Consider the following 17,450-nt stretch of genomic DNA (forward strand, 5'->3'; position numbering starts at 1 on the left):
TGGCAGCGGGATTATTCAGTTGTCACATTTCCTGCACCCGGCCATCCCCCACCCAGAACATCTTCACACCGGGAAAGCCGGGGTTTTGGGGCTGTACATCTCCAACGGTGGTGCATACCAGCACCTGGTCATATTCTTCCGCCAGATCCAGCAACAGTCCCGTTAGTAAATCCCTGTTTTCCTGGTCCAGCATATCTGCTTCATCTATAGCCAGGAAGTTAAGTCCTGCCTTGGCACTCAGTGCATCACTTATGGCAATACCTACCCTTAACTGCTCGGATTTGGACAGCAGTTTAAGGGGTAAGAGGGGACCACCATTGGCCCGGCAGAGGATGGTCATATCTTCAGCCAGGGATATTTGGTATGCACCTTCCGTTAACCGGGCCAGACGTTCATTTACCCTGCCCAGGAAGTTGTCCAATATGCCTCCTAATATATTCTTTCGTAAGCCCTCAGGGCCCAGGGCTTTGACCAGTATTTCCATCTGTTCAACCTCATCTGCCAATAGTCTTTGGTCACTTTTCATTTCTTCTAGTCGTTTGGCCAGGTTTGCGGCTTCCTTGGCCCTGGCCAGTTGTTCCTCTGCCCTTCGGATGCTCTGGTTGACCTCTGCAATTTGCAGGTTATATTGATTTGCTTCTTCATGACTGCTTACAGGTAAAGCAGTTACCTCCTGTTCCACTGCTTCTTTATCGGCAGTTAACTGATCATAAAGTACCCTTTGGGTTTTGATTTCTCCCTGCCAAAGAGTCTGCTGCTTGGTTAATGCCTCATTTTCCTGCTGTCTTTTCTCCAGTGCTGCCAGTTCACTGGTTGTATCCTTAGCCCAGGATGCAATACGGTCCAGTTCTTCCCTGGCGTTATTTTGTTCTTGATTAATGCTGGCCAGAATTTTTTCCACTTGCTTACTGGATAGGCTGCATTGAATTACCGTAGGGGCCAGGGGACATCGCCGGTCTGAAGCAGCCAGGGCTAAGGCTGCTTCATTTAGTGTCTTTAGCCGGTTTTCTACGGTGGCGGCCTGGTTTTGGTGGGAATTAAGTCTTGCTTTAAGTATTCTGATTTGCTCAGCTAATTTTTCCTTATCTTCGCCCTGGTCAAGGGCCTTAATTTTTGCAGCCAATTCAGCACCCTTGGCTTTTACGGAAGATATTTTTTCCCCCAGAGTCAGCAGCATGGCCTGAAGTTTTTCACGTCTAATTACACCATCCTGGCCGCCACTGGCTTTAAGTAGCTCATCCCGCCTTTGCTGTAATTCCTTCAGTTTATCCTGTATTTCTGTCAGGGCTGGTAACGGCCCTGGCATAGGGAGGGTCGGACCAAGTTCTTCTATGGCTGCCTCTAAACGCTGTTTATCCTTTTTTAAATCCCGACGCAGTTCCTTAGCCCTTTTTTCCATCACATCCAACACTTCGGGGCCACCGGTCATTTTCTGGGGGTACCAGGCCCTGGCCTGGTCAACGAGCTTTTTAGCTAAATCCTCCGGGTATCTCTTTTCTGCCAACCAGCTTGTTAGTTGCTCTACCACCGAATCAGCTGTAAAGTTTAAGCCGTAGGTTGCAAAGAGTAAGGCCCGCTGCTCACCTTGACTTAGGGATAAAAAGGTTCCGGCGTTAAGGGAGATACGCAGGCTTTCCTCATCGGTTCTTAGGTTATTTAGGATAGCTGCCTGACCTTCAATAACCCCTGTCAGTTTACCCAACTGTAAGGAGTGGGGTGGCATGGTACGCACAAGGCCACCGATACCCTCAACTTCCAGGGCTACCGCGGCTTGCTTTGCTCCCTGTTGTACCAGGTCGGTAGCACCCCGGCCAGCCTTGTCTGTCCACATACATTTGCCTGTCAGTCCCCATTCAATGGCGGCCAGGATAGAGGTTTTACCGGCATTGTTATGGCCCACAAAGAAGTTAAGTTTATCTAAGGTTAGAGTGCTTTGCCTATGGTTACGAAAGTTTGTCAGGCTTAAGGTATTGATTTTCATTGGCTAAACCTCCATAATTTAATCTAGGATGTTTATTTGTACCACCCGGCAAGGGCTCCTTGCCAGGTGGTTCTTTTTTATTTTATCTGGTTTTCTACCGCCAATCGGTAGAGGATTTTTAGTTCACCTATGGCCAGTTCTATTTCGCTAACTTTACTGTCCCGCTTGGTCAAATCGTGTTTAAATATCTGACCCCTCATGGCTCGTTCCTTTTCCAGGGCTTGCAGTACTTTCCGGTAAGATTCGGCAGCCACTACTACATTGCAGCGGGGGAATAGGCTGTTTTCACGGTACAATTAGAACAGCCTCCTTCTTCCATTTCCCTGGACTGCGGCCTTGGCCGGTGGTGGCTCGATGTCGTTAATCGAGTTCCAAAAGGGATCCTCCTCGGCCTGGTTAGCTTTAGCCTGGCTCTTTTTTTCGCCGGTTTTAGCTGTCGGTTTTGGTCTATCCGGTTTATTTTGTTGGGCTATAGCTTTGGTGTTGTTAGTTCTTGCCTGGGCAGCTGAGGTTTCCCCGGGGTGGTTATTGTTGTCTGGGATTGGGAGTTGACCGGGAGGGAAGTCAATAATTTCGGCGGTTGTTCTTTGGCTTGTTACTGATTCTCTTGCCTCGGTATCCAGCCAGGTCAACAGCTTTTGGCCTATTTCCTGGTTGGGCTTAAATACTTGTCCGTCAAATAGGGATGTACGGTCCTTACTGGCACTGGCCAGGTGGGTTATGTCTAAGTCCAGGAATAAAGTGAATTCATAGTCCATACCATCCCGCTGAATGGGGTTCATACCTACCTTTTTGATGACTGTTTTACCGTTTTCAGTGGTTTGAATGTGCTCCATCTTTGACCTCATGGTGACTATAATGTGACATTTGCTCTGCAGCATGGTGTCCACCAAATCGTTATGCCTGGGGGTTACCTGTCGCCAGGCGGACCAGGAATTGCCACTCTTATCAGCTGCATGGCCCTGGATATCCAAAACACCTCCGCTGCCGGCCCAGGCATGGGTTAGGCTGTCGATAATAATGGTTTGATAACCTGCCTGTTCAGCTGCCTTAATGGCTTCTATATATTTCTCCGGGGTAAAGGGTGCGGTGAGGGTGCAAACATCATAGGGCCCCAGGTGGGCATACAATTCACCGGATCCCCGCTCGGTATCAATCATGGCCACCGGACCACCAAGACCAAAGGCAATCAAAAGGGCTGAATAGGTTTTACCGGCTCCTGCAGGACCAGCCAGGGCCAGGCGGAGTTTCGCCCTTTTTCTTTCAGCCCGCTTGAATTGTACTGACATTAACTTCAACCTCCTTGGTTAGTTAAATAAGATATTTAAAATCATAGAAAAGGCAAATCTTAATGTTATCCTGTTGAATGGTTATCCAGGAAAAAGCACCGGGCTTATGGCTATAACGCCTCAGCTTGTTGTCCTCAATTACTTTAGTGCCAAACCCGCTCATTATAATTTCCCTGGCTAATAATAAGCACTGTAGAGGTGCTAACCGATGGTAGTTGATAGCTACATCAGTGCGTTCCCCGCTCTCCAGTAAAGCTTCATTCAAACTTGCCAGTGCCTGGTTAAGTTTTTGCAACTATACCGCCTCCTTATTTAGGTCTGTAGTATCTACCCGGGCAGAACCTTTGGATAAACTAAAGTTTGTCCAGTGGTGGATTGTTATCAAGCTAAGGTTGACCCAGCTGCGCATGGTATTTAGAAATGTCCTAAAGTCCCTTACACTACCCATGAATACCGCTTTTTTCACTCCCTTTCACCTCCTATTCCCAAGAGCTTGGTTCCTCTCTTTACTTCAAAAGGTTCCTTATCTGAATGGCTTGATTACGCTTGCCAGGTATTCAACAGCGGGGGCTATGTATTCATCCAGACTTTTTCTGGCTGTCCGCTCGTTAATTAGGTACCTTTTCTTTTCCTCTCCGGTTTTTCTATCTATTACAATGACCAAGGTTTCTTCAATAACCCTATAATTGCAATAATCCCTTGCACAAGTTCCACAGTTGTTAAAGGTCAAATAGCTATTTTTCACTTTTAACCTACTTTCCCTTAAATCAAGTGATACTTAACTACATCCTAGGTTTCGGCTTGGTTACCAAGTTTGCTAACTGTGAATCTAACTGGCAAAAAAATATCCTCTATTCCCACATCCAATATTTCAGCTATTTTTTCTGCTATTTCATAGGGAATGGTCCTCTGGGAATTTTCATGCTGATTATAGGTTGAAACACCAATTCCAAGCATTTTAGCCATTTGTTCTTGGGTTATTCCCTTACTTATCCTAAGTTTGGATAAACTCATCAAGCTTAGTCACCTCTCTTATAGTGTTTTTTGCTATGTGTGAAACTGCTTTTCTTTAGTATAAATTTGCTAGTAGCAAAATGTCAATATAATGTTTTTCTATTTGTGAATAGATATTTTCATTTTGCAAATTTTATTATATTATATTCTCAGTTAGAGAAAGTGGGTGTTTCATTATGAGTGTGCTAGGCAAGAGAATTAAGCATCTACGTGAAGAAAAAGGACTTAATCAAATTGAGCTTGCTAAATTGCTTAATATTAGCAACACAACCTTGTCCCAATATGAAAATGGACAACGTGTGCCTAGCGATGAAATAAAAATAAAGCTGGCTGAAGTTTTCGATACAACCACTGATTTCCTTTTAGGCCGCACGGACAACCCGATAGGCACAACAGAAAGCATCCCCTCCTGGGCTACATACAAGGATAAGCGCGACTTCAGAAAAATGTTAGAAGAAGATCCAGAAGTAATGTTTGACGGCGTTCCATTGGATGAAGAAGATAGGGAAAAGATTAAACGAGTTATGGAAGCTCTGTTTTGGGATGCCAAGAAAAGAAATAAAAGAAAGCCCATTGATGATTAGCCAGGGGTGACCGGATGGACATTCTTATAAAAAAGTTAGTGAAGAAATATAAGACCAACTGTCCTTTTGAATTGGCTGAACACTTAAACATCATTGTTAAATTTGAGGACTTAGGAAAAATAACAAAAGGCTTCTTTCATAGGAGATTAAGACGAAATTACATAGTACTGCATTGTGATGAGACTTACCTGCGGCAGCGTTTTACATGCGCCCATGAGTTAGGCCATTATATTTTTGACCGTGGAACATCCTATTTCATGATCCAGCGAAACACTCTTTCACTACCCGGAAAACTTGAAAGACGGGCGGACCACTTTGCTATAAAGTTACTCACCTTTCAAAAATATACCAGATCCGGGGAATCAGTTGAGGAATTTTTTCGGCGACTAGGTATTCCTACTGATATGTGTAAGTACTACTAGCTGGGTTTTATCCCATTAATAAGGGGTGATTTAATGCTAAAGGGTGTAATCTATGCACGTTACAGTTCGGACAACCAACGGGAGGAAAGTATAACCGCCCAGATTCACGAAATAAGGGAATATGCTAAGGCCAATGACATTGCTATAGTAAACATATACACAGATGAAGCCAGGTCAGCTACTACTGATAACCGACCTGGCTTCATTGATATGATTGATGATGCTAAAAAAGGTATGTTTGAGGTCCTTTTGGTGCATAAGTTGGACAGGTTTGCCCGGAATAGGTATGACAGTGCCTTTTATAAGCGGGAATTAAAACTGGCCGGTGTTAGATTAATTTCCGTTACTGAAAAGTTAGACGGCAGCCCTGAAAGCATTATTTTGGAAAGTGTCATCGAAGGTATGGCAGAGTACTACTCAAAAAACTTAGCTAGGGAGGCCATGAAAGGCTTAAGGGAGAATGCCAGGAACTGCAAACATAACGGCGGTCGTCCCCCCCTGGGCCTTGACGTGGATCCGATAACAAAGCAGTATAAACCAAGCAGCAACCAAAAGGAAATCGATGCCGTTAGACTGATATTTGATATGTTTGACAAGGGTAAAGGCTATGGCGAAATTATTTTTGAGTGCAACCTGCGGGGATATTTAACTAAGACAGGAAAGCCATTTGCTAAGAATGGACTTCACGAAATATTAAGGAATGAAAAGTATATCGGCACTTATACATACAATCGCAGTGCCGTAAAGACTTAAATGGTAAAAGGAATAATCATAAAAGAAAATCCGATAAGGATATTATTAGGTTTGAGGATGCTTTCCCAGCAATAATTAGTAAGGAGTTGTTTTGGAAAGTGCAGGCTAAGATGGATGGAAATAAAAAGCTAGCGGCGAGGTACAAAGCTAAAGTTAGTTATTTACTTACAGGCTTAATCTACTGTGCCCAGTGCGGCTCAGCGTTAGTGGGTGACTCAAGTTCCTATAAAACAAAAGAAGGTATTGTTAAAAACTACTATTATGATTGCAATAGAAAGGACCGGCAGCAGGCTTGTGACAACCCGAAAACCAGAAAAGATTTAGTGGAAAATATGGTTCTGGATAAGTTGCACAAGGAGATTTTTCGACCCGAAAGAATTGCAGTTATCTGTCAAAAGATAAATGATTTTAACCAATCACAAGCAAAGGAAGTTAATGAAGAATTGAACCATTATAAGAAGGAACTATCTGATTCAATTAATCAATTAGACAACCTTGTAATGGCCGTTGCCAATGGTGCCCCCTATGAGCTCTTTGATGAGAAGATTAAAGACCTGCAAAATAAAAAAGTCCACCTTGAATCTAAGATACTAAAGGTGGAATTATTATCCCGCAGGGAATTAATTACTGAGGAAATGATTAGTAACTACTTAAATGAACATCGCCAGGCAGTTGAGGAAAAGGATATTGATGCCTGTAAAAAGTTTATCCACAATTACGTTGAAAAAGTAATTGTGGATAAAGATGATATTACTATTAAAATACATTTTCAGTACTGTGGTTATGGTGGTGGAGGCGGGGGGAGTTGAACCCACCGTCCGAAAGAACGACCACAACAGGCTCTACGAGCGTAGACTATGATTTAGATTTCACTTCATTGGCGGCCGTAGTCAACCTCCAATGTCGCTATCCCGGTAGTCTTAGCTATAGTCCTCCGCGAATCAGACTATAGAGCGTCCCGCTAAATTGACCCCCTATCCCTCACCGCGGGCGCAGAGAGTAGAAGGTTAGACAGCAACTAAGCTGCTAAAGCGTATTCTTCGTTGGCAATTAAATTGCGTTCACTGTTTAACGGGTAAGTGAGATCCCGGCTCGCTCCTCTTGCCACCGCTTCCCCCGTCGAAGCCATTTCGCCCCCATATTAAAATATCAAGGTACCAACGATTATTGTGTTTGTTCATTTGAACAATCACTTTCAAACAAGTAAAGCAATTATACTACAAGTGATCTCTTAAATCAATGTTAGTATAACCCAGCTTTAGTTTTAATATCAAGTGAGACAATCATTTTTTCATTCTTAATTATACTATTTTTTACCCAACTAATAATCTTAACAGTTTTTATATCTAAATAATGAATCTATTAAAAGGTTTTTTGGTAATAATGCAAAAGATACACACCTTAAGGATCTTTATTTCAGAAGGAATGGTGAACTATGAAAGACACATTGAATTTTAATAACTCTAATCCTGCAATATTAGCACTGTCAACGTCTGATCAAGGGCTCGGTTCTTTAATTAAACTAATAGGAAGCTTTAATCTTCCTTTACGAACAGACTTCTTTGCTTCGTTAGTGCGGGCAATTATAGGTCAACAGCTTTCAGTTAAGGTGGCCGAGACTATCTGGGACAGACTTTACAAAGTTTGTGAAGAAATAAAACCTGAAGTATTAATTTCAATGGATGATGACGTTCTGAGAAGTGTGGGCCTTTCAAAATCAAAAATTATCTATATCAAGGATTTATCCGGTAAGGTTTTAAGTAAGGAAATAGACTTCATGGAAATTCAGTCCCTTGATGATCAGCAAATTATTGAGGTCTTAACTAGTGTTAAGGGCATTGGCAGGTGGACTGCCCAGATGTTCCTTATATTCTCACTGGGAAGACCAGATGTATTTGCAGTGGATGATCTTGGCTTACAAAGGGCCATTAAGTGGCTTTACGACCTTGAGCAGTCACCCGGCAAAGCTGCCATGAAAACCTTTGGTGATAGGTGGCGGCCTTATCGAAGTACTGCTTCCCTTTATTTATGGGAGGCAATAAATAAAGGGTATGTAACCAAAGAAAAGCCTCTGGCATAGATAAAAATTGAATATTTGAAGAAATACGCAGAAGCACAGATTTAATAGTTTATACCTTCTGCCTCTCCCTCATGGCACGATCCATATCCCGTTTGGCATCTCTTGCGGCTATGTCTTGACGTTTGTCAAAGGATTTCTTACCCTGGGCAAGGGCAATCTCTACCTTTACCTTACCCCTGGGGTTAAAGTAAACCTTTAGCGGAATTAAAGCAAGTCCCTTTTCCCTGACCTTACCATAGAGCCTCATAATCTCTTGCTTATGCATTAATAGCCTTCTTGTTCGCTTAGGCTCGTGGTTAAATCTGTTACCCTGCTCATAGGGGCTAATGTGCATATTATGCAGCATCATTTCCCCGTTATCAACCCGGGCATAACTATCCTGCAGGTTGGATTTACCGGCTCGCAGAGACTTTACCTCGGTACCACTCAAGGAGATACCAGCCTCATAGGTTTCCAGGATATGATACTCGTGTCTGGCACGTCGGTTTTCCGATATTGTTTTATATACCTTCGTAGAAGGGGTAGGTTTTGCAGTCATTATATACACCTCTGGACAGATAAAGCCCTCTCTTAGGAGATTGGGCTTTTTAAAAACATATTATCTTTCTTAATAAGTAGGTCTATTATAACATTCCTAATATTTATGTCAAGGCAATATTTTACAGTCCAAGTTCTCCAGATGCGTCCTGCATTGCTTCAAGGCTTAATCCTAAAAACTCTTCCAAGGTAAGACCCAAATCGGAGCAGCTGCGAATTTGTTCCCGATTTGCCCCCCTGGCAAAGGACTTCTCGTTCATCCTGTTGACTAGGAATGGAACATCTATTGCTGCCAGTTTCTTCTCTGGTTTTATGAGGGCACCGGCTACAATTAAACCCGTGGTGGGGTCAGTGGCATAGAGAGCCTTATCCATAAGACTATCCCGGCTTAATCCGTGACGCTCATTATGGACCTTAACGGCATATACAACATCCTCCGGCAGACCAATTTCCTCCAGCATTTTTGCACCCATTATGCTGTGCCGATCGGGATCGTCCTTGGTCTGATCATAATCAATATCATGTAATAAGCCTGCCAGACCCCATTTTTCCTCATCCTCGCCAAAGTGTTTAGCTAAACGTCTCATTACCACTTCTGCGGCCACACAGTGATTTACTAAATTTTTATTCTTCAGGTGGCTCTTTAGTGTCTGTAGCGCTACTTCCCGGTTCAATTTGCAAACCCCTCTCAGTCTTAATAAATTTTGCTACTGCTTTGGCCACCTGAGTTCCATCAGCCAATGTAACCTCAGCTTCCATGGTTGCCATCCTACCCCTATCCAACTGCTGCCGGGCGGTGACTACTATGGGCTCACCAATTGGCACAGGCTTCAAATATCGGGCTGTCATTTCAACTGTCATAGCCGGAGTGCCCCTGCCCCATAGCCAGTGGGCCATTACTTCGTCCATGATTGTAGAAAGGAGTCCTCCATGCATTACATTTAGCCAGCCGGAATGATCAACCCTTGGGGTAAAAGTGGTGTAGCAGATATCATCCTTATGCTTGATACTAAGCTTTAACCCAATGGGGTTATTCCGACCGCAAGCAAAACACTTGTTAACCTCTTGCCACTGCTCACCATACAAGTCTTTATAATTTTGCAATCAATACACCCCCAGAAGTATTTATTGTAATATTTTACTAAACTTTTGGAGTCCTTGCAAGGAAGGTGACTCTGAGACTGTCATCGGAACCGTCCCCTTGACATACCGAGACTGTCATCGGAACCGTCCCCTTGGGAGAAAAAAAGTAAGCCGGGGGGTTAGGCCCGGCTTACTTGGATGATTAATCTTACAGTTTGGTAAGAAGGGGACCAAGGATCAGGGAGATGGTACCAGCAACCTTGATCAGTGGGTTCATAGCAGGACCGGAGGTGTCTTTGCAGGGGTCACCTACAGTGTCACCAACAACAGCCGCTTTGTGAGCGTCGGAACCTTTACCACCGATGTTGCCTTTTTCAATCCACTTCTTAGCGTTATCCCAAGCACCGCCTGCGTTGGACAGGAACAGAGCTAGAAGAACACCTGTTACAGTTAAGCCGGTTAAGAAACCAGCCAGAGCCTTAGCACCGAGAAGGAAACCAACCAGAACTGGAGAGGTAACAGCAACGATACCAGGTGCAATCATCTTAGCGATAGCAGAGCGGGTAGCGATGTCTACACAACGAGCGTAGTCAGCCTTAACACCAGGCTTGCCTTCCAGCAGGCCAGGGATTTCACGGAACTGACGACGAACTTCTTCAACCATACCGAAGGCAGCTTCACCAACGGCACGCATGGTTTGTGCACCAACCAGGAAGGGAATTGCACCACCGATGAATACGCCAACCAGAACCATAGGCTCGGTCAGGTTAACGATAAATTCACCGTTAGGAAGAACATCATGGAACTTGTGCTTAACGCCGTCTACATAAGCGCTGAACAGAGCCAGAGCGGTTAGAGCAGCGGAGCCGATAGCAAAGCCCTTAGCGATAGCAGCGGTGGTGTTACCAACTGCATCAAGCTTATCGGTTTTCTCACGAACTTCGGGAGGAAGTTCAGCCATTTCAGCGATACCACCAGCGTTGTCAGCAACAGGACCGAAGGAGTCCATAGCAACAACCATACCAGCGGTGGATAACATACCCATAGCAGCCATAGCGATACCGTAGATGGCCCACAGACCGGCATGCTCCGGAGGAGCTGCGCTGCCTACTGCCCAGAAGGAGAACCAGATAGCGCCAGCAAAGGTCAGCATGGGGAGCAGAGTGGACTCCATACCAACAGCCAGACCATGAATTACGTTAGTAGCAGGACCGGACTTGGAAGCGTCAGCAATACGGTTAACTGCAGCTTTGCCAGTACCGGTATAAACCTCGGTCAAATAACCGATTGCAACGTTAACCAGCAGACCAGCTAATACAGCCATGAATACGCCAAAGCCAATACCTAACTCGCCGAATATGGAGTTAGCTATGAAGTAAACGCCAACGGCAGTTAAGAAGTTGGTGGTCCACAGACCTACGTTCAGGGCAGCCTGGGGGTTACCATCTTCAGTGGTACGTACAAAGAATGTACCGAGAATGGAAGCGATAATACCAACAGCACCTACCAGCAGTGGGAAGATAACACCGGTGAAACCAAACAGAGTGTTACCAATCAGCATAGCAGCAATGGTGGTAGCAGCATAGGATTCGAATAAGTCAGCACCCATACCAGCGGTATCACCAACGTTGTCACCAACGTTGTCAGCAATAACGGCGGGGTTACGTGGGTCATCTTCAGGAATACCAGCTTCAACTTTACCTACCAGGTCAGCACCTACGTCAGCAGCTTTGGTGAAGATACCGCCGCCGATACGGGCGAAGAACGCGATAGCAGAAGCACCGAATGCGAAGGAGTTAATGATAAGTGGGCTTTCAAAGATAATATAAAGACCAGAAACGCCTAACAGACCAAGACCAGCAACGGACAGACCCATAACAGCACCAGCACGGAAGGATACGTTAAGAGCTTTAGCCAGACCATGGCTGCGAGCAGCTTCAGTGGTACGGGCGTTAGCCTTGGTGGTGGAGGTCATGCCGATGTAACCGGCCACTGCGGATAAAATAGCACCAACAGCAAAGGAGATAGCAGAAGGCATACCTACGGGTAGGTGGTCTCCCTCTTTAACTTCTACAAAGAACTGGGCGCCCCAGAGAAGAACAAAAATAATTAGAGCAAAAGGAATAAGAGTTTTGTACTGACGGTTTAAGAATGCCATAGCACCTTCGTGTACGGCTTCAGAGATTTCACGCATTTTGGGTGTACCCATATCTTCTTTAAGTACACTGGCCAGGGTAAACAGCGCAAAGGCCAATGCTATAATACCAGCACCCGCAGCGTAATAAGCAAGCATAATATTTTCCACTTGAAAGTTAACCTCCTTGTCCCCTCATAAAATTAATTAGGACCAATTACCATACCACTAATACCAATGAAGTAATACCAAAGGCAATAGCGATAAAGGCCGTGAGTCTGCCAAGTTTTTCATCTAAGCCTTTCTTTTTGCCAAAGAATGTCTCGGCGCCACCAGCAATTGCTCCGGACAAACCGGCACTTTTGCCAGACTGCAGCAAGACCGTAGCGATTAATCCTAGTGCAATTATTACATGGATGGCAGTCACTAAACCTTTTAACACAGCTCCACCTCCTTTAGAAAATATATGTAAAAAATAAGGACTTGTATACTAAGTAATTATAGCATAACGTGAAATATGTGACAATCTGTATAAACCTAAAAATAGCTTCCCAGGGCTTGCTCGCACAAGCCCCGGCTCCGTATTTCGCGTTATTTGTGATAAAGTTAACAATCTTTTTCTAGCCCTGTAAGTTGTAAAATACTCCCTTACCACGATAGCGAGCGAGGTCTGCCAATTCCTCTTCGATGCGCAGTAGTTGATTGTATTTTGCTACCCGGTCTGTCCTGGAAGGTGCGCCGGTTTTAATTTGACCTGAATTGGTAGCCACAGCCAAGTCTGCAATGGTGGTGTCATCGGTTTCACCGGAGCGGTGTGACACTACCGCTGTATAGCCGGCCCTTTTGGCCATTTCAATGGCGTCCAGGGTTTCCGTCAGTGTACCAATCTGGTTAACCTTAATTAAAATTGAATTGGCCACCCTTTCCTTAATTCCCCTGGAGAGTCTCTCTGTGTTGGTAACAAAGAGATCATCACCCACCAGCTGTACTCTGCTGCCCAGGGCCTGGGTTAGCTTGGCCCAGCCCTCCCAATCATCCTCGGACAGCCCGTCTTCGATAGATATAATGGGATACTTATCCGCCAGTCTGGTATAGAAGGCTATCATTTCATCTGATGTATAGGTGACACCCTCTCCTTCCAATACATACTTTCCATCTTTAAACATTTCTGTAGCTGCCACATCTAAGCCTAAGAATACATCCTGGCCAGGCTTGTACCCTGCTTTTTCAATGGCTTCCATGATCACTGACAGGGCTTCTTCATTACTCTTTAGGCTGGGGGCAAAGCCGCCCTCATCACCTACAGCGGTGTTAAGCCCCTTTGACTTCAGTACAGATTTTAAATTATGGAAGATTTCGGCACCCATACGCAGTCCCTCAGTGAAGTTTGCCGCTCCTACAGGTAGAACCATAAACTCCTGTATATCCACGTTGTTATCCGCATGGGCACCACCGTTTAATATATTCATCATAGGCACCGGTAATTCCTTTGCGTTAACTCCACCAATATACTGATAAAGTGGCATTCCAAAATAATTTGCCGCCGCCCTGGCTGCGGCCAGAGAGACACCCAGGATGGCATTAGCACCCAGTTTACCCTTGTTGGGGGTTCCATCCATTTGAATCATCAGTTCATCGATGCCAATTTGATCTGTCACATCCAAACCGTTTAATTCAGGCCCGATGATTTCATTTACATTGTCAACAGCCTTTAAGACACCTTTGCCAAGATAACGATCCTTATCACCATCCCGCAGTTCCACAGCCTCATAGGCCCCGGTGGAAGCCCCGGAAGGCACTGCAGCCCGGCCCATATCACCACTTTCCAACCAAACTTCCACTTCCAGGGTGGGATTCCCCCGGGAATCAAGAATCTCCCTGGCGAAAACATCGCTGATTAGTGTAGACACTTGTTTCATTCCTCCTGTAGTTGATTTAATTAGGTGATTCATTTTGCAAAGCTCCAGGCTCTACCCCACAACCAAGCTCTTCCCCGTCATTTCAGGGGCTTTGGGTAGGCCTAGAAGTTCTAGGATAGTTGGGGAGATGTCTTGCAGACTACCATCTTCCCTTAGACTTGCCAGCCTGAAGCGCTCATCCACTAGGACGAAGGGGACCGGGTCTGTGGTGTGGGCTGTGAAGATGCCTCCGTCCTCATCCCTCATTTTTTCAGCATTGCCGTGGTCGGCGGTAACTAGTACTATGCCCTTTTTCTTCTGCATGGCTGAAACTATTTTACCGATACACTTGTCCACTGTTTCAACGGCTATCTTAGTGGCTTCCATGTCTCCGGTGTGGCCAACCATGTCCGGATTGGCAAAGTTTGTTATACAAACATCAAAACTGTCTGCCATTAACTGTTCTAGGAAAGCCTCAGTTACCTCGTAGGCGGACATTTCCGGTTTTAAATCATAGGTGGCCACATTGGGGGATGGTATCAGCAGCCGTTCTTCCCCTGGATTTGGGGCCTCCACCCCGCCATTAAAGAAGAAGGTAACATGGGCATATTTCTCAGTTTCTGCTAGTCTAAGCTGCCTAATTCCCTGCTTGCTTAGCCATTCTCCAAGGGTATTAACCAGCTTGGTTGGCGGAAAGGCAACGGGAGCTTCAATGGTTTTATCGTAAATTGTCATACACACAAAATGCACCTTAGGCCTACCGGATCCCCGATCAAAGGAGGGAAAATCATCGTCAACAAAGGCCCTAGTAATCTGCCTGGCCCTATCCGGCCTAAAATTAATAAAAATCACGCTGTCACCCTGACCAACCTTTGCCAGGGGCTGCTTACATTCATCGGTTATAATGGTTGGCTTGATAAATTCATCTGTCTCTCCCCGCTCATAGCCCACATCAACTGCCTCCACCGGGGAATTAGCCCTAAGTCCCTCTGCGTATACCATGGCCCGGTAGGCAAGCTCAGTTCTTTCCCAGCGACGATCCCGATCCATGGCATAATAACGTCCCGAAACGGTGGCCACCTGCCCCACACCCAGCTCCTTCATTTTAGCCAGTAGGGCATTCATATAGAGCTTTGCACTGGATGGTGGCACATCCCTCCCATCAAGAAAGGCATGGTAGTAAACCTTGGAAAGCCCCTGCAATTTTGCCAATTCCAGCACCGCAAACAAATGCCTTATGTGGCTGTGCACTCCACCGTCGGACAGGAGCCCCATTATATGTAAGGAAGTGTTATTCTTCTTTGCCTGTTGAACGGCTTTAATCAATTCGTTGTTTTGGTAGAATTCTCCGTCCCTGATGGACTTGGTTATCCGGGTCAATTCCTGATAGACTACTCTACCGGCACCGATGTTTAGGTGACCCACCTCCGAGTTACCCATTTGTCCCTCGGGCAAGCCCACTGCCTCACCGGAACATCTAAGGGAAGTATAGGGGTACTCAGCCATTATCCTTTTGATATTGGGTGTATCTGCCTGGGCAATGGCATTTCCGTCCTCATTTGTACTCAGACCCCATCCATCCAATACTATCAGGGCCAGGGGCCCTCGCTCAGTGGTCAACTCACCAAACCTCCCATCAACTTAAAGGGAATTTTTAATAATCCCTGCAAAGTCCTCCACCTTCAGGCTTGCTCCCCCAACCAGGGCACCGTCTATGTCCTGCTGAGACATCAACCCCTTGGCGTTTCCGGGCTTTACACTGCCACCGTACTGTATCCTTACAGCCTCTGCTGCATTAGACCCAAATTTTGAGGCGATGACTCGGCGGATAAAATTGTTTACTTGCTGGGCATCGTCATCCGAGGCTGTTCTTCCGGTTCCAATGGCCCACACAGGCTCATAGGCAATAACCAGGTTGGACACCTGCTCGGGACTTAATCCTGCCAGGGCACCCACAGTCTGGGCTTCTACTGTTTTTTCAGTAATCCCAGCCTCCCTCTGTTCCAGGGTTTCACCCACACAAAGGATGGGTATTAGCTGGTTTTCTAGGGCAGACATGACCTTCTTGTTAACATTTTCATCGGTCTCCCCAAAGTACTGGCGCCGCTCAGAATGGCCTAAAACCACATACTTACAACCAATTTCTTTTAGCATGGCCGGTGCAATTTCTCCGGTATAGGCCCCCTGCTTTTCCCAGTGCATATTTTGGGCAGCAAGGGCTATGCTGCTTCCCTTCAACACCTCTGCCACGGGGGCAAGGGCAGTGAATGGGGGACAAACCACAACCTCAACACCAGTACCGACATTGTCCAAACTACTTTTTAATTCCTGAGCAAAGCTTACCGCTTCAGTAATGGTTTTATGCATTTTCCAGTTTCCGGCTATAATCAACTGCCTCAAGGTACTACCCCCTATCATTAAGTTAGAGGTTAGATATACTCTAACCTCTGCCCGTAAGCTCTCAACTTTACGACCTAGTATGCGGGCCTTAGACTATTTATCCTGTAGAGCAGCAACACCGGGGAGCTCTTTACCCTCCAGGAATTCCAGGGACGCCCCTCCCCCTGTTGAAATATGCGTGATTTTATCAGCAACCCCAATTTTATTGACAGCAGCTACCGAATCTCCCCCACCAACAATGGTGGCTGCATTAGATTCAGAAAGGGCCTTTGCCACAGCCTCAGTTCCCTTGGCATAGGGCTCCATTTCAAAGACGCCCATGGGACCGTTCCAAACAACCGTTGCAGCCTTGCGGACAGCAGCCGCAAATTGCTCTGCTGATTCCGGCCCAATATCCAGAACCATCCAATCCTCGGGTATTTCATTAACGGGAACAACCTTCTGCTTGGCCGTTGGCTCCATGGCCAAGGCCACCACCGCATCAGTGGGCAGCAGCAGTTCAACCTTTTGTTCCCTGGCCCGGTCAATAATATCCTTGGCCAGCTCCACCTTGTCCTGCTCCAGGAGAGACTTGCCAACACTAAAGCCCTGGGCCCTAATAAAGGTATTGGCCATACCGCCGCCAATGATCAAAACATCTACCTTGCTCAGCAGGTTTTCTATAACACCTATTTTATCCGAAACCTTTGCTCCACCAATTATGGCTACAAAGGGATGATCCGGGCTGGTAACTACCTTGCCCAGCATCTCCAGTTCCTTCTCCATTAAGAATCCGGCAACTCCGGGTAAAACCTCTGCCACCCCAGTTGTGGAAGCATGGGCCCTGTGGGCTGCCCCAAAGGCATCGTTGACAAATACATCAGCCAATTCAGCCAGCTGTCTGGCATATTTCTCATCGTTCTTAGTTTCCTCGGAGTGGAAACGAACATTCTCCAGGAGCAAAACATCCCCCGCCCCCATGGCCTCAACAAGCTGCTTGGTATCCGGTCCTATGGAATCCCTGGCCATTACGACATCTTTGCCCAGAAGCTCAGAAAGCCTTTTAGCCACCGGGGTGAGTCGGTATTTTTCCACCACTTCCCCCTTGGGACGACCTAGGTGGGATGCCAGGATTACCCTGGCATCCTGTTCCATTAAATACTTTATAGTTGGTAGAGCCTTTTGAATCCTCGTATCATCGGAAATTTTATCTCCATCCAAGGGAACATTAAAGTCAACCCGGACAAATACCCGTTTCCCTTTGACATCAATGTCCTTAACGGATTTCTTTTGCAT

At 45.9% G+C, this 17,450-nt stretch carries 21 protein-coding genes and 1 other RNA gene; 5 read left to right on the forward strand and 17 right to left on the reverse strand.

All coding sequences use genetic code 11. From position 1 onward, the window contains the following. Positions 1 to 22: 22 nt before the first annotated feature. The 7 genes from P6N53_RS11665 to P6N53_RS11695 form a co-directional block, all read right to left on the reverse strand. On the reverse strand, positions 23 to 1,981 hold the full coding sequence (locus tag P6N53_RS11665; protein WP_304543330.1) for an AAA family ATPase: 1,959 nt from the start codon (positions 1,979 to 1,981) through the stop codon (positions 23 to 25). Positions 1,982 to 2,058: 77 nt separating this feature from the next. Further along, on the reverse strand, positions 2,059 to 2,277 hold the full coding sequence (locus P6N53_RS11670; protein WP_304543332.1) for a hypothetical protein: 219 nt from the start codon (positions 2,275 to 2,277) through the stop codon (positions 2,059 to 2,061). After that, the gene (locus P6N53_RS11675) at positions 2,278 to 3,270 is read right to left on the reverse strand and encodes an ATP-binding protein (RefSeq protein ID WP_304543334.1); all 993 of its coding nucleotides are present in this window, start codon (positions 3,268 to 3,270) and stop codon (positions 2,278 to 2,280) included. A gap of 22 nt (positions 3,271 to 3,292) precedes the next feature. Next, positions 3,293 to 3,565 (reverse strand): hypothetical protein, encoded by a 273-nt coding sequence (locus P6N53_RS11680; RefSeq protein ID WP_304543336.1) that lies wholly within the window; start codon positions 3,563 to 3,565, stop codon positions 3,293 to 3,295. Next, on the reverse strand, positions 3,566 to 3,736 hold the full coding sequence (locus P6N53_RS11685; RefSeq protein WP_304543338.1) for a hypothetical protein: 171 nt from the start codon (positions 3,734 to 3,736) through the stop codon (positions 3,566 to 3,568). 57 nt (positions 3,737 to 3,793) lie between these two features. Further along, positions 3,794 to 4,015 carry a hypothetical protein gene (locus P6N53_RS11690; RefSeq protein ID WP_304543340.1) on the reverse strand — a complete coding sequence of 74 codons (222 nt, stop codon included), beginning with the start codon at positions 4,013 to 4,015 and terminating at the stop codon, positions 3,794 to 3,796. Positions 4,016 to 4,059: 44 nt separating this feature from the next. Beyond that, positions 4,060 to 4,284: a helix-turn-helix transcriptional regulator gene (locus P6N53_RS11695; RefSeq protein ID WP_304543342.1), complete on the reverse strand. Its 225-nt coding sequence runs from the start codon at positions 4,282 to 4,284 to the stop codon at positions 4,060 to 4,062. Positions 4,285 to 4,460: 176 nt separating this feature from the next. Between P6N53_RS11695 and P6N53_RS11700 the strand changes: the two genes are divergently transcribed. Genes P6N53_RS11700 through P6N53_RS11715 form a run of 4 tightly spaced genes read left to right on the forward strand, consistent with a single transcriptional unit; the run spans position 4,461 to position 6,852 of the window. Further along, complete coding sequence (locus P6N53_RS11700) at positions 4,461 to 4,868, forward strand: helix-turn-helix domain-containing protein (protein WP_304543344.1); 408 nt, start codon at positions 4,461 to 4,463, stop codon at positions 4,866 to 4,868. 14 nt (positions 4,869 to 4,882) lie between these two features. Next, positions 4,883 to 5,290: an ImmA/IrrE family metallo-endopeptidase gene (locus tag P6N53_RS11705; RefSeq protein ID WP_304543346.1), complete on the forward strand. Its 408-nt coding sequence runs from the start codon at positions 4,883 to 4,885 to the stop codon at positions 5,288 to 5,290. A gap of 33 nt (positions 5,291 to 5,323) precedes the next feature. Further along, a complete protein-coding gene (locus tag P6N53_RS11710) occupies positions 5,324 to 6,043 on the forward strand; it encodes a recombinase family protein (protein WP_304543348.1) in 720 nt (239 codons plus the stop codon). Next, positions 6,016 to 6,852, forward strand: a complete 837-nt coding sequence (locus P6N53_RS11715; protein ID WP_502550521.1) for a recombinase zinc beta ribbon domain-containing protein — start codon at positions 6,016 to 6,018, stop codon at positions 6,850 to 6,852. Before P6N53_RS11710 ends, P6N53_RS11715 begins: the two co-directional genes overlap by 28 nt. Here the strand turns inward: P6N53_RS11715 and ssrA are convergent. After that, positions 6,831 to 7,181: a transfer-messenger RNA gene (ssrA, locus tag P6N53_RS11720) on the reverse strand. The two genes, P6N53_RS11715 and ssrA, sit on opposite strands and share 22 nt — an antisense overlap. A 297-nt stretch (positions 7,182 to 7,478) precedes the next feature. Here ssrA and P6N53_RS11725 point away from each other — a divergent pair. Beyond that, entirely contained in the window at positions 7,479 to 8,123 is a 645-nt protein-coding gene (locus P6N53_RS11725; RefSeq protein ID WP_304543352.1) for a DNA-3-methyladenine glycosylase family protein, read from the forward strand. A gap of 49 nt (positions 8,124 to 8,172) precedes the next feature. Here P6N53_RS11725 and smpB read toward each other — a convergent pair whose 3' ends face one another. The 9 genes from smpB to P6N53_RS11770 all read right to left on the reverse strand — a co-directional run bounded on the left by smpB (position 8,173) and on the right by P6N53_RS11770 (position 17,450). Next, positions 8,173 to 8,661, reverse strand: a complete 489-nt coding sequence (smpB, locus tag P6N53_RS11730) for an SsrA-binding protein SmpB (protein WP_304543354.1) — start codon at positions 8,659 to 8,661, stop codon at positions 8,173 to 8,175. A 121-nt stretch (positions 8,662 to 8,782) separates the two neighbouring features. Continuing rightward, a complete protein-coding gene (locus P6N53_RS11735) occupies positions 8,783 to 9,334 on the reverse strand; it encodes an HDIG domain-containing metalloprotein (RefSeq protein WP_304543356.1) in 552 nt (183 codons plus the stop codon). Continuing rightward, complete coding sequence (locus tag P6N53_RS11740; protein WP_304543358.1) at positions 9,285 to 9,764, reverse strand: PaaI family thioesterase; 480 nt, start codon at positions 9,762 to 9,764, stop codon at positions 9,285 to 9,287. Before P6N53_RS11740 ends, P6N53_RS11735 begins: the two co-directional genes overlap by 50 nt. 187 nt (positions 9,765 to 9,951) lie before the next feature. After that, the gene (locus tag P6N53_RS11745) at positions 9,952 to 12,048 is read right to left on the reverse strand and encodes a sodium-translocating pyrophosphatase (RefSeq protein ID WP_304543360.1); all 2,097 of its coding nucleotides are present in this window, start codon (positions 12,046 to 12,048) and stop codon (positions 9,952 to 9,954) included. Between the two features lie 46 nt (positions 12,049 to 12,094). Beyond that, on the reverse strand, positions 12,095 to 12,319 hold the full coding sequence (secG, locus tag P6N53_RS11750) for a preprotein translocase subunit SecG (RefSeq protein ID WP_304543362.1): 225 nt from the start codon (positions 12,317 to 12,319) through the stop codon (positions 12,095 to 12,097). 178 nt (positions 12,320 to 12,497) lie between these two features. Then, on the reverse strand, positions 12,498 to 13,787 hold the full coding sequence (gene eno / locus P6N53_RS11755; protein ID WP_304543365.1) for a phosphopyruvate hydratase: 1,290 nt from the start codon (positions 13,785 to 13,787) through the stop codon (positions 12,498 to 12,500). 60 nt (positions 13,788 to 13,847) lie between these two features. Next, positions 13,848 to 15,395 carry a 2,3-bisphosphoglycerate-independent phosphoglycerate mutase gene (gene gpmI, locus P6N53_RS11760; protein ID WP_304543367.1) on the reverse strand — a complete coding sequence of 516 codons (1,548 nt, stop codon included), beginning with the start codon at positions 15,393 to 15,395 and terminating at the stop codon, positions 13,848 to 13,850. 21 nt (positions 15,396 to 15,416) lie between these two features. Then, positions 15,417 to 16,175, reverse strand: a complete 759-nt coding sequence (gene tpiA / locus P6N53_RS11765; protein ID WP_304543369.1) for a triose-phosphate isomerase — start codon at positions 16,173 to 16,175, stop codon at positions 15,417 to 15,419. A gap of 93 nt (positions 16,176 to 16,268) precedes the next feature. Further along, positions 16,269 to 17,450: a phosphoglycerate kinase gene (locus tag P6N53_RS11770; RefSeq protein WP_304543371.1), complete on the reverse strand. Its 1,182-nt coding sequence runs from the start codon at positions 17,448 to 17,450 to the stop codon at positions 16,269 to 16,271.

Source organism: Desulforamulus aquiferis (assembly GCF_030577015.1).
Taxonomy (GTDB): domain Bacteria; phylum Bacillota; class Desulfotomaculia; order Desulfotomaculales; family Desulfotomaculaceae; genus Desulfotomaculum; species Desulfotomaculum aquiferis.